We start from the raw sequence: 13,684 nt of genomic DNA, 5'->3' as shown, positions 1-13,684 counted from the left end.
ATGTTTAAACTCTTATTAGTGAAAAATGACGGGTCGAAAACCTACGACATCACTCCAATTGTCGGTCCGTTTTCCTGGGATTCGAATCTATCCCTCCTTTCGGTTTTGGAATTCTCTTTAATATGGTCGGACGTGCCTAGCCTGTTCCCAAAAAATCCTTGCGAACTGGGCGATGTGGTCCTTCTTTATGAGGACCAAGAAGAGGTTTACCGGGGGGTCATCGTCACCGAGGGGCGAGCAAACAGGGGAGCCATAAACTATACGGTCTATGACTATGCATGGTACTTGGGAAAATCGAAAAGCGTGTACCAATTCAATAAGATACCCGCCTCTCAAGCGATCACGGTCATATTGAACGACTTTGGCATGCTGATCGGGAAGATTCCCGTGATGAGTACACCAATTGATCAAATCTACCTTGAGAAATCACCGGCTGAGATTATTGAGGATATTTACAAATTCCATGAGCGGCGAACTGGCCAGAAGTTTAACGTCGAAATGCGACAAGGGAAAATATACTTCGAGGAAATGAAAGACCTTGTAATCAAGGGAACCTTTCGTCTTGCGGGCAATTTGCCACTTGTGGACGTCTTAGCAAACCCGCTTGGGGTTAGCTGGAACCGAACGATTGAGTCCATGCGCAATCGCGTAAAGATTCTTGTTGAGCGCAATGAAGAGAAGAAAGAACAAACGACGTACGAGGTTGTGGCTACCGCCCAAGACGAGGCGCTAATCAGCAAGTACGGATTGTTGGAAGACGTTTATAAAATCGAGGCGGAAGACGCTGCAAAAGCACGTGAGGTCGCTAAAATCCTGCTTCAACGGTTGGCCCGGATTCACGAGAGGAACAGTCTTACTTTGATGGGGGATGTTGCTTTCAAAGCGGGCCGATTGCTAGACGTATCGGAGCCAGTTACGGGCATGTCGGGGCGATATTTAATCCAGACGGTCAAGCACACTGTATCTAAACAGATCCATACGATGGATCTGGAACTTGTTCTCCCCGAGGAGGTCAAGTAATCCAATGAACGAACAAAGTATCGATCGGTTGGCCAAACGTATTGCAGAGCTTATAAAGGCTAACCGGAACCCACCGAGCACAGCCCTAAGGATCGGAGTTGTTGTCAGCTCGAACCCGATCAAAATCAAGTGGGGCGAGAGTGTTATTTTAACGGAGGACAAGCTGATCCTACCGAAGCTGTATACGGACGGGGTAATGATTCCAAACCGGTACCGTGATACAAACGGGCAAATGGTCGATGAGGAGCTGCTTTGGAAGCTGAACCTTGAGAACGGGCAAAAGGTAGTCATTGCTCCGGACGAACATCTGAAAAACTGGTTCCTGATTGACGTGATCGGATGAAAGGAGGAGGAGATGAGTGCTCCCCAAAATTGCTGAATTAGAAATTCAAGCTGCTTCGCCGGCAGTTTCACAGACCACCGTGCATAAGACGTATGCCTGGGATTACGAATCCGGGGATTTTCTTTTGATTGATGGCCGGATGGTAGAACTTACAGGAATTGAATATGTAAAGGCGTGGGTTGAGAAGGCGCTGCGCACTGTGGCTGGGAGCGGCATTTATGCGGGCACCGCGTATGGAAGTGAACACCATAGTTTAATAGGCAGCACGTTCAAAGCGGCATTCGCCGAGGCCGAATACGAGCGTATGATTCGAGAGGCATTACTTCAGAACGATGCCATTTTACGAGTCGAAAACTTCTCGTTCTCGCAGTCCGAGTCCGGGGCAAGGCTTCTTGTCTCGTTTGACGTAATCAGTATATACGGCACAACAGAAGGGACGGCGATCGCTTAATGGTTACAACGACGTTTGACGATGACGACAAAGAGCGCATATTGAACGAGATGTTGGATTCGGTTCCTGACACTTATGACAAGCGTGCAGGAAGCCCGATTTACGATTCACTCGCACCACCTGCGGAGCAGTTCGCAAAAACGGATGCGAAGATCGAGGAAGTCAAGAAGAAGCTTAGCATCGATGAATTGACCGGGGATGAACTGGCGAGGCGCGTCAAGGAACGCACAGGCATCGATCGGCGGGCAGCGACGAATGCGGTCGGTGAAGTTATGCTTACAGGAACAGGTCCCATACAGATTGGAGACCTTTTCGAAACATCGAACGGCATCCAGTTTCAGGCGACGGAGGTGAAAAACATCGTCGCAAACGGAACTGTTAAGATTGAAGCTCTTGTCGCAGGACCGAACGGAAACGTACCGGCGGGAACGATAACACTTTTTCCGGTAACCATTGCAGGATTTACGGCAGTTAGCAACCCTTCCCCAACGACCGATGGTTTTGCCGCCGAATCCGACGCTGATCTGCTTCAGCGTTATTACGACCGAATTCGTACACCGGCGACAAGCGGGAACAAATCACATTACCTCAATTGGGCGAAAGAGGTCGGGGGCGTCGGCGCTGCTCGTGTTCTTCCGCTTTGGAACGGTGACAACACGGTAAAAGTCGTCATCATCGATGCAAATCGGCTTCCCGCATCCGTGCAGCTTGTAGAGGATGTTCAGGATTACATTGACCCCGGAGCTGCAGGTTTAGGTGAAGGAGCGGCACCGATCGGAGCTTTTGTAACGGTGACGAGCGCTGCAGGCTTAAATATCAATATTGTCGTAAGCATTGTGCTTTCCTCGGGGTACACGTTGGAACAGGCGGATTCTAATATTTCTGCAGGGCTTACCGCATATCTGCAGGGAATTGCCTTCGTTGAGAATGTCGTAAGTTACGCCAAGATTGGCGCGGCCATACTCTCAAGCGAAGGGGTCGAGGATTACAGCGGTCTTACAGTGAACGGAGGGACGGTAAACATCCCTGTCGGAACAGAGCAGGTTGCCGTTCTTGGGAGCGTGAACGTCAATGTCGCATAGTGAGGAAATGATAAAGCAGCTCCAACCGTTTCAGAGAAAATCGAAGGTGTTCCAGGGGATTTTTGAAGCAGAGGAAATCCAATTCGATGAACGTGATAATGCAGTGCAGGACCTGGAAGCACAGCTGCTGATCGATACCGCGACATGGGCAATTCCGATTTACGAACGCGAATTAGGAATACCAACCGAGCCTAACAAACCAATTGCCGAACGGCGTGCTATCGTAAAGAGTAAGATGCGTGGATCGGGTAAGGTCGACGCAATCCTTATTAAGATAGTCGCGGATAGCTTCACGAATGGGGATGTAGATGTTCAGTTCGATGGAGCTATTAGAATTTCGTTTTCGAGTGTTTTAGGAACACCGCCGAATGAAAGTGATTTGAAGGCGGCGATAGAGGAGATTAGACCAGCTCATTTAGCATTGATTTATGATTATCGCTACTTAATGCTGTCTGAAGTTGAAAATATGACTCTTGAACAAGTAGAAAATACCTTGGTAGACAAATTTGCATGGGGGTGATCGGGCTTGGTAAATCCAACGACTCCGAATATTGGGTTAAACAAAGTAGACCGGAGTTCTCCTTCTACGACGACTTTCAACACAAAACCAATTATCGACGACAACGCAGAAATCATTGATGGGTTGTTCGAAGAGACAACTGGTCACAAGCACGATGGTACCGCTGGAAATGGGCCGAAGCTTGACCCAACGACGGCGCTTACGTATATCCCAGTCAATAAAGCAGGGGATACGATAACCGGAGACATTACCCAACAAAAAGATATGGCAAGGTACGTTTTTAATCGTACAACCGGTGCGTTGAATGGTTATGCGGGTTTTGTTTTTAGGGATGACGGAGTGGCCAAAGGTCAATTGCATTGGGACTATGGAAACAATAAATTTGTTTTTATAGATTCAGTGGGGAACGTTTACGATTTTATAACGTCCAAAGGCGGCCAAACAATCAACGGCAACTTGACCATTTCGGGTCCGGGTGACACAAAACTAATACTAAAAGCTACGGATGCCGATAATTACAGTTTGATTCAAGCACAAAACAGCGCCGGGTCGTCATTAGGTTCGTTTGGTTTTGCGGGGGACAAATGGGTTATTGACGGAAACCAAATATGGCATGATGGAAACTTTCAAAGCCGTAGCGGGTTACGCGCATACATGAACGCCGCGCAAGCTTTATCAGCGGCAACATGGACAACCGTTAATTGGGACGCAGAAAGTTATGATTGGTTGGGCGAAATGGATTTGAGTACAAACCGTTTCACGGCCTCTAAATCCGGCGTCTATAGTATAAGCGGAGCGTTGTATTTTGGGACCGGGGCATCGGCAGAAAACATGCAAGGAATAAGGGTTAGACAATACAATTCAGCAGGAACAAACATTGCGACAATTTCTATGGCGGAGTTTAAGTCATACGGAGCCGGAGCGGCGGTTTTGCCATTTCATTGCGAGTTGCCAATGACAGCAAGCGATTGGGTTGTTGTTGATGTGTATTCACAAGATGGAAGAACTATAAACGCCGGGTCCGGTTTCTCATATCTCATAGTACACAGAATGTCATAATTGATTGGAGGGAAAAACGTGAACAAAGCATTGGCAATTTTATTTTTATACCCAAATGCAAACCCGCTTGTTGATTTTGAAGTATTGGACGAGGGGGACGGGCCGCAATTGGTCCGTTGGGAAGTTAAAGACGAAAACGGCGATATTGTACCGGAGCCAACGGACGCGGAATTGTTTGCGGCATGGGAGGCATACCAGGCAAACCCGCCGGAGCCTCCGGAAACGGATGCCCAAAAGATTGCTCGCCTAGAGCAGGAGATAGCCGTCGAACGAGAAGATAAACTCATGGTAATGGAAGCATTGACTGAAGTGTATGAAAAAGTCCTTATACTTGAAGCGCAAGTTGCAGGAGGTACCCCGGCATGAACATGATCCCGATTTACGTAAGCTTAATCAAAGCCGGCCGCCGAACAGTCGAGTCGGTTCCGGAGCAAGTAAGAGCTGAAGTGCAAGCACTGCTAGACAAAGAATCGCAAGCGTCATCGGAGGAAGGGTCTTGATTACCTTCTTACTGTGGGCGCTTTTATTTTGCTCGAAGGGAGGTGATATTGTGGTCGATGTATACGTAGCTCTCATCATTAATGGCCGACGGACGTTTGCGCAAGTTCCAGTCAGCCTGCAGCCAGCCGTAGAAGCCGAACTCGCAGCTCTCGGTCTCGGTACCGACGGAAAGCCTCTGGAAACTGCATCCTAATCAAAAGTTTGATGAACAAGTCCGCCCCGATCCGATCGGGGCTATTTTATTTGTCCGGGGAAGGGCGGAGGGGATAGAGTGCAACGATTTATTAAAGCAATTCTGAGTTTGGAAACACTGGCTAAGCCAGCTAATGCAGGGGCGGCGTTTATTGGGGCAATAATTGGGCCACTGTTAGATCAAGCATTGAACAGTGGAAAGTTTTGGGCTTATGTTCTTTTTGGTGCAATTATTGCGGGGGACTGGATTGCCGGGGTTGCCGCTGCGAAGAAATCAAAAACGTATTCGAGCGCATACGGGATTTCCGGGGCTTTCCGCACCATGTTGCTTTTATGGATTCCGTTTATCGGATGGTTATTAGATAAAGTATCCCAAACCGTTTTTGGGATAGATCAGCCGGGGTACGCTTTCTACGCCTTAACGATTATGCTTGCGTATCACAGCTGGGAGAGCCTAACGGCCAATGCGATCCGAGCAGGTTGGAAGAAGTGGATACCGAAATCGGTGATCAGCTTCGTTTCTTCTGAACTGAAAGCAAAGGCGGAACGAGAAGCCAAGAAACTGGGTGGTTAAATTGAAGCCGTTTCAGGTCATAGAGATGCTCGCTGAACAAGTACGCGGGCGATACCCGGTTCCATCCGGAGTCATCGCCCAGCTCATTATCGAGGTTGGCTTTCAACTTAAGACCCCTAAAGATATGAGCACCGGCAAAGAGTCGTATAATCTCGGCAACATCAAGGGAGTCGGGCCGGCCGGCAGCGTGACGATTCTAACCCGCGAACATTACACTCCTGCACAAGTTGAGGCAGCACGCCGGGCGGGAACGCTTATTAAGGTGATCGGTCCGGATTCGGCGTCACCCGGAAAATCAATTGTTCAGGTGAAAGATAAATTTCGGGCATATCGCAATTATGGGGAAGCGATTGAGGACCATTATGCATTGCTTAAAAAGCCAAGATACGTAAACGCCGGATTGTGGAAAGCGAAAACACCGCTTGAGTACGCAACTGCTCTAAGTAAGGCTGGTTACGCAACGGATACACGATATGTGGATAAAATCATGAGTATTGTTGATAAGTACCAGCTGAGGCGCTTCGATGTAGCGATTCCGGACCGAGCAACTAAACTTATTCCGGTAACATTGGGGAAAAATAAATTTACAGGCAGGCTCTTGGACGCTCTCACTTGGGTTCCAGCCCGTGCGATCACTGAAGCAGCTGGCGGTTCTGTGGGGTGGAACGGCAAAGAGGCAATTATTAACGGAACCGCATTACCTACACGACTCATCGAAGGAAGCAGTTTTGTACCGGTGAGGCGTTTGGCATCAGCTTTGAAGATTAACTGCAGGTATGATGGTACAACAGTCTCACTCGCTTAATTCCCAAGCGCTTGGGATTTTCAAATACAAACCCCCGTAGCTGTTTATCCGCTGCGGGGGTTATTTATTATGCGATTATTTGTTTTCTTCTCAATAATTCCCGATCGTTTTGTTTTTTGTTTTATAGACTAATCACATCCGGTTGTGCGGATGCGAGAGCCTGATTTATTCGATTGCAAAACGCGTTAAGGCGAATGGTGTTCAAGTTGTTAAGGAAAGTTACTCCTTCCAATTCCCCTCTACTGCTTTCGTAGTTCAATATCAGATAAAAATTAACCTTTCCCCGCACTTGTTTATTACCGATGCCCGACATTCCTCCAACGATTGTGCCTAGTCCCGGAACTAGCAATGTCCCGACTAGGGCCCTGCCAACGACACTCTTACCTTTCTCGTGCAATTCTTGCTCCGATTTGTATTCAGCAGCCCTTACTCGTTCTAGAGGGATTTCAAATTTTCTTCCGTAAGAGTCGATCAGTATTTTATCTTCGAATAGAAAAATATCGCAACTAGCGAATTTTGTAAGCCCAATCCCCTCAACATGCAAAGCGGAGAAAGCAGTAATTGCTCCCGCGTTCTTAGCCTTTTTATCCATCGCTTTTCCTTGAGCGCGAGTGTACCAGCTCACTAAAAAGAGCATGATAACTACAGCTGCTCCGAACATGATTAAAAACTCACCCATAAAATTCCCCTCCCGTGTAATAGGTAATCATTGGTAGTATATACCTGCGTTTTGATGATGAGAAGGGTTTCTTACCAGAATTCGAACGCGCTGACGTACGGGTCGCTCCTACATCCAGAAGTCATCCGATCCGATATTCTTGCCGGTGAGTTTCCTAGCAGCTGATATTAGCGATTCTCTAATACTCGGGCGCGGTGTGTAATCATCATCGTTGCATGCCTTCCATAATGTCTCCCGGCTTACCTTCGTGATCTCCCGCAGCTTTTCTTGTTTAATCCCATGCTGATCGATAAACCGCCCAAAACGACTCCTTTTCTTTCCCAAACCGAACACGCAGCACTCACCTCAATTAATCATATGGTGTTACTCATTTTGGACTAACTATCAATCTTTCAAACCTGTCCAAACCATTCGGAACCGAAATATTTTTTTCGAAATCGAACATAATGGACAATCCATCGCTCGTAGGATGGTTAACACAACGAAGGACTCGAGGGAGGACCCATATGAGCCACGAGAAGAGGAGATATGTAAAAGCCCCGATACGGCCGGATTTAGACGACGACATTGTTATCGGTCTCGCAGATTATCTCAAAAGGAATCCGGACCAGACGGTGGCCGATGTCGTTCGACAAGGCGTTCGAATTGTTCTCGGCATCACCACTTATCGTGCACGGGAAGTAAGCGAGAAGCAGCTGCCTTTGCCAAGGGATTTTATCGCAAATCGTGCGAGGAGGGATTCAAATGAACACCGGTAAGATTCTTGACTTTTCCACTTATAAAGCGATCAAGGAAGGTTCAACAGCACAACAACCGCTCGTGTGGGAATGGAACTCGGAGCCGATCGAGGCCGTCACGCCAGCAGTTACTGTAAAGCCGAAGGTTCAGATCCGTGCAAAACGCTTTGATTTTGATTCGGACGAAGCAATACCGGCTGAAGCTCCTTATACGGATTACACTGAACTTCAGAATTGGCTGCTCAAGAACCTTCTGGCAATCCTCATCATCCTGGTTGGCGTGAAGCTAATGTGGTGGATAGTTTCCACAGCTGGGGGGATATTCATTGTTAAGCTGCTACGCTTATTGGTGCCTTGGTTGGTTAATTGGAAGTTCCTTCCGCACATTTAAGCCTGTCAGAAATCCTGACTTGTCCGCATTAATCCTGACTTGTCCGCATTAATAATACAACCCTGAAATTCCCGGCGGATTCCGGTGAGGATTAAGTCCGGGCTTGTTTTCCGCTGCAGGCGTGGCCGGACAATCATTTTTAAAATTCGATTCCTTAAGGATTTATTTTTCTCGTTTAAGTTTTGTTTGTTTGCGGGAGGTGGGCGGCGCTTGACCGAGAAAGTCGTTCGAAGGATTTGGGAAGTACTTCAGCAGTCCGTGGCGGCCGATGTGAAGGCGAAACGAACGCGGGGGTTTGAGTACCTCGCATCGAGGTCAGTAAGTTGTGGATCCGAGCATGCTTTTCGGTTTCCGCTCGGAACTTGGTATAAGGATGCCCGGAATTTAGAGGGCGCATTGGCCGCCGCCGTGGGGGCACCGGTGGAGATCATCGATCGGGGAGGTGGCTTTATAGTCCGGGTGGTTGAGGAGGATTTTAAACCCACAATTTCGCCAAAGTTAAGGCACTTAAAGAATGACGAAATCCTCTTCGGCTACAACCGGCTTCAGAATCCCGTTTATCACCCGATGAAGGTTTCCATTTACGGTGGTGGAGCTCCACAGAGCGGTAAGACAGATTTTATCCGCTGGATAGTGTATCAGCTGCGAAGAAACGGCTGGCTCGTGGTTATCGTTGATATGAAAGGCTATTCATACTTTCCCTTTGATGGCATTCCTGGAGTGACGATCGCGACGGAGCTCAATGAGGCCGCAACACTAATGAGTGAAGCGGAATCAATGCTAAAAGAACGGGAGCAGCTATTCAAAACACACCGCAATCGTACACTTACGGAGAAAATGCTACAGCCGGTGGCCATTATCATAGACGAAGCTGCTGATATCTCTCCACACTCTTACATCCGAGGAACGCCAGATTATAAATTGGCGGCATATTGCGAATCTATAGCGGTACGAATTGCCCGAAAAGGAAGAGAAGCCAAGATGCTCCTTGGGTATTTCACGCAACGTCCGGACCATAAAACCATGAACGGTCAAATCAAAGCATGTACTGATGCGAAGATCGGATTCAGGACGCAAACAAACGAAGACAGCCGCATTGTGCTGGGGCAGGAGGGGGCAGAGCGTATAAGCCCGCTAACGCCTGGGCGCTGCATATATATCCACGGAAGGGAGCATTACGTTCAAGTCCCTTTCGTGGGCAACGACGACGCGTGGAGCGTATTCCTACGTCCATTAAAAGCGGAGGTGTCAGCAGATGATGGAACAACCAAAATTAGAAGAACCGAGGCACAGAGACCGAATCCTGACAGCACTATCAAACGTGCCGCTCGCAACGACGGCGCAGATCGCTACGCTGGAAAGCATAAAGAGACTCAGCCAGCCGGTCAAAAGAGCGAGCGAATATCTGTGCAACCTGAAACGGGAGCAAATAGTGGAGTCGCGTTATTACGGCTTCAACAAAGCAGAGAAAATTTGGCGGCTCACCGCAAAGGGGAGGCAGATAACGGGGACACCACCGACGAGATTGAGGAATCTTGACCACACGCTGGCCGCCGGCTCTATCTATTTCGCTTGGCAGCCTAAGCGGTTTCTATTCGAACCCATAGAGAAATTCACGGACTCTGGAAGGGACCTGTATTGGGACCCCGATGTGGTCGCAGTTTTGCCGATCGACGGGAAGCCAAGAGTGTACGCCATTGAAGTGCAGCTGTCGCATCTTACTCCGAAGCAATGGGCCAAGAAATGGGAGGCTTGCAATATTTTTTTTAATCGCGGATACTATCGAACTGCAGCATTCCAGGCTTGGGGAGGAAAGGACGGGAAATATATTGTGCCTCAATTTGTGGTCATTTCCCGACAGAAAGAAAAGGACGTGCGAACCGGGTTTGAAGTAGAAAACAAGGAACTCATCATAACCGATTCGTTAAAAGGTTGAACTTTTCTCATCACCTACAACAATGATGTACCAATTCCTCGGTTCCTATGTCCGTAAGCACCCCGATCACTTTGTCGGGAATCGTGTACCGCTGGTTTAAGTATCGGAGCGCGGCGGCCAGCTCGCCGTCCGCTCCTCCGTATTGCTCGAGCAGGAGCTTCGCCATATGGGGATCGCACTTGCTCACTCTGACGGGATATTGCAGCTTTTTTTCATATATCCACATTTGTTATCCCCCTTACTCGGGTTTTACACTTGCCAGGGCCACGGGCCTTCGGCCCAACTGAACGGGCTTCCCGCCAAGCTTTGGCCGAAATTGCGCAGGGGGCCGTACAGCGATTCGAAGTTGTGGGCGATTTGCGCGCGGTGCATAGCCGTTTGGTTGTACTGATCAAGGGCGGCTTGATCGTTCGGGTGAGTGTCCAAGTACAGGTTAAGTTCTACCAACACAAAATCGATCGTCTGCAGCTCGTGAAGCATTTGATAGTAGCGTTCGTCGAGGACGGGCTTCATTTCTTCATGGCTCCTTTCGGCCCTTCGTACGGGCTGTAATAAGCGGGCCACAACGTCCCGTGCCGTAACGCCTCTGCAGGCGAAAATTGAGGGAGCCCGGGAGACTGGAAGGGAGCGTATATATTCGGCGGTATGACATATGTTCGGAACCGCAGGGGCGGACAAGGATCGAAAGGGGCATGAGGTATTTCTTGGATCTTCACCTGATTGAGCACTGGGAATCCTCCTTCCCGATTTGTAACGCGATTAATGATTTACAACATGAATATATGATCTCGGCGGCGGATTCATGACCGGGAATTGGCAATTTTCCGGGAGGTGTTACAATAGAAGAAGCTGTTATTTCCAAAAAGGAGGCGCAAATCATGCAACGTCCAGCAACAAATGAGTATCAGTCTTATTTCGCTACATATGTGAATCTGGTGCCGGATGGGGAAATCGGAGACATTTTGGCAGGGCAGAGGGAAGAGGTCGTTTCGTTGTTCCGCTCGATCGCGGAGGAGCGCGGCGATTACCGGTATCAGCCGGACAAATGGTCGATCAAGCAAGTGCTCGGTCATATGATGGACACGGAGCGGGTGATGGCTTACCGGCTCATGTGCGTCGCCCGCGGGGAGACCGTGTCGCTGCCCGGCTTCGACGAGAATGTGTATATGAGCGGCGCGGGCTTTGAGCGGCGGACGCTGCAGAGCTTAATCGAAGAGTATTCGGCCGTGCGCGGAGCAACGCTAGCCTTGGTCGCCAATGTGCCGGAAGAGGGGTGGACGCGCCTGGGAAATGCGAACAACAGCGTCGTCTCCGCTCGGGCATTGGCTTATATTATCGCGGGACATGAGCGGCATCATATGGGCGTGCTGAAGGAGCGTTACTCCGTCTGAACCGCACGGTTAAGAAAAGCTTAAGAAGCTCATAAGCTTCCTTAAGCTTGAGGCACGGGACAGGCAGCTGGCCGCAAAATAAGGTATAGTAAGGAATGAAACTATTCCAAGGAGCTGCCTTATACGTGAAACGACGAATTCTCATCGTCGACGACGATAAAGAAATTGCCGGCCTGATCGAAATTTATTTAAAGAACGAAGGCTTTGATACGGGCAAAGCGCATAACGGGCTCGAAGCGCTGAAGGCGATGGAGCAGGACGAGTACCATCTTGCGGTGCTGGATATCATGATGCCGAAGATGGACGGTCTAGAGCTGACCCGGAAGCTGCGGGAGAAGCATTCCATCCCGATTCTTATGCTCAGCGCCAAAGCCGAGGACATGGACAAAATTCTCGGACTCATGACCGGGGCCGACGATTATATGATCAAACCGTTCAACCCGCTGGAGCTGCTCGCCCGCGTCAAGTCGCTGCTTCGCCGCGCGTACCAGTTCAGCGGCGACGAGGCGCAAGCCCACAAGAACGAAGAAGCGATCCGCATCGGCGCTCTTACGATCAATAAAAGCACGCACAAGGCGGAGGCGAACGGCGTTCCGCTGCATCTGACGTCGACGGAGTTCGGCATCCTGCATTTGCTCGCCAGCAACCGCGGGCGCGTGTTCAGCGCGGAGGAAATATTTCAGCACGTATGGAAGGAAAAATATTTCGACTCCAACAATACCGTAATGGTCCATATCAGCAACCTGAGAGACAAGCTCGAGCAGGAGACCGGGGACAAGATGATCGTCACGGTATGGGGGGTAGGCTACAAAATTGAAGGATAACTTCCTGCGAAGATTGATTTTCCGGCTTGTCGGACAAATCATCGCCAGCCTGCTGCTCACCGTTCCCGCCGTGTTTGTCACCGCCGCGGTAGCCGCGCAATTGGAAAACCAGCTGCCGATCATCGGGGATATTATCAGCGCCATCCTTAGAGCTTTCAATAGTACGTTTCTCATTGCGGCGGCCGCTTTTTTTTACTTCATCCTGTTCATGGTCATCTTCAATATCGGGCGCTTTCGCTACACCGTTCGGATGATCGAGTCCGTCCGGCGCATATCGCAGGGGCAGTTCAACGAGAAGGTCCCGGTCCAAAAGGGCAGCGAGCTCGGGGATTTGGCGGGCTACATTAATACGTTCGTGACGCAGCTGAACGAATCGCTCGAGGACGAACGGCGGGCGGAGCAAACGAAGAACGAGCTGATCACGAACGTGTCGCACGACTTGCGGACGCCGCTCACTTCGATACTCGGCTATTTGGGGCTGGTCGAACAGGACCGGTACCGCGACGAGGTCGAGCTGCGGCATTACGTCGGGATCGCATACGATAAGGCGCAGCGGCTGAACGTCCTGATCAACGATTTGTTCGAGTATACGCGCATGCGGTATGACGCCGTTCCGCTGTACGGCATGAAGCTGAACCTGGTGGAGCTGCTGGCGCAGCTGCTTGAACAGTACCGGCTGCCGCTGGCGCAGAACGGGATGGAAGGAACGCTTCGCCACGAAGAGAACGCCATCCCGATTTACGGCGATCCGAACAAGCTCGTTCGCGTATTTGAAAATCTCGTAGAAAACGCGATGGTATACGGCAAGGAAGGCAGGCGGATCGATATCGCCGCCTATCGCGCCGGAGCGGAAGCGGTCGTCGAGGTGGCCAACTACGGGGAGCCGATTCCGACGGTCGATTTGCCGCACATATTCGACCGGTTTTACCGGGTGGAGAAATCGCGTGCGGAGCATACGGGCGGTTCGGGGCTCGGACTCGCCATCGTGAAGAGCATTGTCGACCGGCACGGCGGCACGATTACCGTCAGCAGCGATTCGAGCCGCACTTGCTTCTACGTCCGATTGCCGATCAGTGCGGCCCAATAAAAGCAAAAAAAGTAGCATCACGAGAGTTGTTGTGTTAAACAACTCCAAGTGCACTAGCCTTGCATAAAAGTTGGGGAGAGCACGATGGTGGA

Annotated in this window: 21 protein-coding genes and 1 pseudogene; 18 read left to right on the top strand and 4 right to left on the bottom strand. The window is 49.9% G+C overall.

Going from position 1 to position 13,684, the window contains the following annotated elements:
- The 11 genes from PT964_RS12605 (at position 1) to PT964_RS12555 (ending at position 6,547) form a co-directional block, all read left to right on the top strand.
- Complete coding sequence (locus tag PT964_RS12605) at positions 1–1,020, top strand: XkdQ/YqbQ family protein (RefSeq protein WP_274363709.1); 1,020 nt, start codon at positions 1–3, stop codon at positions 1,018–1,020.
- 4 nt (positions 1,021–1,024) lie between these two features.
- Positions 1,025–1,363 (top strand): DUF2577 family protein, encoded by a 339-nt coding sequence (locus PT964_RS12600; RefSeq protein WP_274363708.1) that lies wholly within the window; start codon positions 1,025–1,027, stop codon positions 1,361–1,363.
- Between the two features lie 16 nt (positions 1,364–1,379).
- The gene (locus PT964_RS12595) at positions 1,380–1,814 is read left to right on the top strand and encodes a DUF2634 domain-containing protein (protein ID WP_274363707.1); all 435 of its coding nucleotides are present in this window, start codon (positions 1,380–1,382) and stop codon (positions 1,812–1,814) included.
- Complete coding sequence (locus PT964_RS12590) at positions 1,814–2,896, top strand: baseplate J/gp47 family protein (protein ID WP_274363706.1); 1,083 nt, start codon at positions 1,814–1,816, stop codon at positions 2,894–2,896. The genes PT964_RS12595 and PT964_RS12590 overlap by 1 nt, the downstream gene beginning before the upstream one ends.
- Positions 2,886–3,416, top strand: a complete 531-nt coding sequence (locus PT964_RS12585; protein WP_274363705.1) for a putative phage tail protein — start codon at positions 2,886–2,888, stop codon at positions 3,414–3,416. The genes PT964_RS12590 and PT964_RS12585 overlap by 11 nt, the downstream gene beginning before the upstream one ends.
- Positions 3,417–3,422: 6 nt before the next feature.
- Positions 3,423–4,475: a hypothetical protein gene (locus PT964_RS12580; RefSeq protein WP_274363704.1), complete on the top strand. Its 1,053-nt coding sequence runs from the start codon at positions 3,423–3,425 to the stop codon at positions 4,473–4,475.
- Between the two features lie 18 nt (positions 4,476–4,493).
- On the top strand, positions 4,494–4,841 hold the full coding sequence (locus PT964_RS12575) for an XkdW family protein (RefSeq protein ID WP_274363703.1): 348 nt from the start codon (positions 4,494–4,496) through the stop codon (positions 4,839–4,841).
- Positions 4,838–4,975, top strand: a complete 138-nt coding sequence (locus tag PT964_RS12570; protein WP_274363702.1) for a CD1375 family protein — start codon at positions 4,838–4,840, stop codon at positions 4,973–4,975. Before PT964_RS12575 ends, PT964_RS12570 begins: the two co-directional genes overlap by 4 nt.
- A gap of 50 nt (positions 4,976–5,025) precedes the next feature.
- Positions 5,026–5,169 carry a CD1375 family protein gene (locus tag PT964_RS12565; protein WP_274363825.1) on the top strand — a complete coding sequence of 48 codons (144 nt, stop codon included), beginning with the start codon at positions 5,026–5,028 and terminating at the stop codon, positions 5,167–5,169.
- Positions 5,170–5,247: 78 nt separating this feature from the next.
- Entirely contained in the window at positions 5,248–5,742 is a 495-nt protein-coding gene (locus PT964_RS12560; RefSeq protein WP_274363701.1) for a phage holin family protein, read from the top strand.
- A complete protein-coding gene (locus PT964_RS12555; protein WP_274363700.1) occupies positions 5,735–6,547 on the top strand; it encodes a glucosaminidase domain-containing protein in 813 nt (270 codons plus the stop codon). The genes PT964_RS12560 and PT964_RS12555 overlap by 8 nt, the downstream gene beginning before the upstream one ends.
- Before the next feature lie 121 nt (positions 6,548–6,668).
- Here the strand turns inward: PT964_RS12555 and PT964_RS12550 are convergent, their stop codons facing one another.
- Positions 6,669–7,226 carry a hypothetical protein gene (locus PT964_RS12550; RefSeq protein ID WP_274363699.1) on the bottom strand — a complete coding sequence of 186 codons (558 nt, stop codon included), beginning with the start codon at positions 7,224–7,226 and terminating at the stop codon, positions 6,669–6,671.
- Between the two features lie 506 nt (positions 7,227–7,732).
- Here PT964_RS12550 and PT964_RS12545 point away from each other — a divergent pair.
- From PT964_RS12545 to PT964_RS12530, 4 genes are all read left to right on the top strand, one after another.
- Positions 7,733–7,984 (top strand): hypothetical protein, encoded by a 252-nt coding sequence (locus PT964_RS12545; protein ID WP_274363698.1) that lies wholly within the window; start codon positions 7,733–7,735, stop codon positions 7,982–7,984.
- Complete coding sequence (locus PT964_RS12540) at positions 7,971–8,354, top strand: hypothetical protein (RefSeq protein WP_274363697.1); 384 nt, start codon at positions 7,971–7,973, stop codon at positions 8,352–8,354. The genes PT964_RS12545 and PT964_RS12540 overlap by 14 nt, the downstream gene beginning before the upstream one ends.
- A 210-nt stretch (positions 8,355–8,564) precedes the next feature.
- On the top strand, positions 8,565–9,893 hold the full coding sequence (locus PT964_RS12535) for a hypothetical protein (RefSeq protein ID WP_274363696.1): 1,329 nt from the start codon (positions 8,565–8,567) through the stop codon (positions 9,891–9,893).
- Entirely contained in the window at positions 9,880–10,290 is a 411-nt protein-coding gene (locus tag PT964_RS12530) for a hypothetical protein (protein WP_274363695.1), read from the top strand. Before PT964_RS12535 ends, PT964_RS12530 begins: the two co-directional genes overlap by 14 nt.
- Positions 10,291–10,315: 25 nt before the next feature.
- Here PT964_RS12530 and PT964_RS12525 read toward each other — a convergent pair.
- The 3 genes and pseudogenes from PT964_RS12525 to PT964_RS12515 all read right to left on the bottom strand — a co-directional run.
- Positions 10,316–10,516 (bottom strand): annotated as a pseudogene (locus tag PT964_RS12525) (manganese catalase family protein); the annotation flags it as partial.
- 23 nt (positions 10,517–10,539) lie between these two features.
- Complete coding sequence (locus PT964_RS12520; RefSeq protein ID WP_274363694.1) at positions 10,540–10,803, bottom strand: spore coat protein CotJB; 264 nt, start codon at positions 10,801–10,803, stop codon at positions 10,540–10,542.
- Positions 10,800–11,018: a spore coat associated protein CotJA gene (locus PT964_RS12515; RefSeq protein ID WP_274363693.1), complete on the bottom strand. Its 219-nt coding sequence runs from the start codon at positions 11,016–11,018 to the stop codon at positions 10,800–10,802. Before PT964_RS12515 ends, PT964_RS12520 begins: the two co-directional genes overlap by 4 nt.
- Positions 11,019–11,168: 150 nt before the next feature.
- Between PT964_RS12515 and PT964_RS12510 the strand changes: the two genes are divergently transcribed.
- The 3 genes from PT964_RS12510 (at position 11,169) to PT964_RS12500 (ending at position 13,592) form a co-directional block, all read left to right on the top strand.
- Positions 11,169–11,681, top strand: coding sequence for a DinB family protein (locus tag PT964_RS12510; RefSeq protein WP_274363692.1), 513 nt, complete (start codon positions 11,169–11,171; stop codon positions 11,679–11,681).
- A gap of 125 nt (positions 11,682–11,806) precedes the next feature.
- The gene (locus PT964_RS12505) at positions 11,807–12,505 is read left to right on the top strand and encodes a response regulator transcription factor (RefSeq protein ID WP_425262713.1); all 699 of its coding nucleotides are present in this window, start codon (positions 11,807–11,809) and stop codon (positions 12,503–12,505) included.
- Entirely contained in the window at positions 12,495–13,592 is a 1,098-nt protein-coding gene (locus tag PT964_RS12500; protein WP_274363690.1) for a sensor histidine kinase, read from the top strand. Before PT964_RS12505 ends, PT964_RS12500 begins: the two co-directional genes overlap by 11 nt.
- The last annotated feature ends 92 nt before the right edge of the window (positions 13,593–13,684 follow it).

This window comes from Paenibacillus thermotolerans (assembly GCF_028745515.1).
In the GTDB taxonomy this organism is placed as follows: Bacteria; Bacillota; Bacilli; order Paenibacillales; family YIM-B00363; genus Paenibacillus_AE; species Paenibacillus_AE thermotolerans.
The sequence above is the reverse complement of the archived record's forward strand: the minus strand, read 5'-3'. Positions and strand labels throughout refer to the sequence as shown.

Coding starts and splice junctions, on each gene's coding strand:
- PT964_RS12605 (WP_274363709.1), top strand. CDS start 1: ATGTTTAAACTCTTATTAGTGAAAAATGACGGGTCGAAAACCTACGAC.
- PT964_RS12600 (WP_274363708.1), top strand. CDS start 1,025: ATGAACGAACAAAGTATCGATCGGTTGGCCAAACGTATTGCAGAGCTT.
- PT964_RS12590 (WP_274363706.1), top strand. CDS start 1,814: ATGGTTACAACGACGTTTGACGATGACGACAAAGAGCGCATATTGAAC.
- PT964_RS12585 (WP_274363705.1), top strand. CDS start 2,886: ATGTCGCATAGTGAGGAAATGATAAAGCAGCTCCAACCGTTTCAGAGA.
- PT964_RS12570 (WP_274363702.1), top strand. CDS start 4,838: ATGAACATGATCCCGATTTACGTAAGCTTAATCAAAGCCGGCCGCCGA.
- PT964_RS12550 (WP_274363699.1), bottom strand. CDS start 7,226: ATGGGTGAGTTTTTAATCATGTTCGGAGCAGCTGTAGTTATCATGCTC.
- PT964_RS12545 (WP_274363698.1), top strand. CDS start 7,733: ATGAGCCACGAGAAGAGGAGATATGTAAAAGCCCCGATACGGCCGGAT.
- PT964_RS12540 (WP_274363697.1), top strand. CDS start 7,971: ATGAACACCGGTAAGATTCTTGACTTTTCCACTTATAAAGCGATCAAG.
- PT964_RS12520 (WP_274363694.1), bottom strand. CDS start 10,803: ATGAAGCCCGTCCTCGACGAACGCTACTATCAAATGCTTCACGAGCTG.
- PT964_RS12510 (WP_274363692.1), top strand. CDS start 11,169: ATGCAACGTCCAGCAACAAATGAGTATCAGTCTTATTTCGCTACATAT.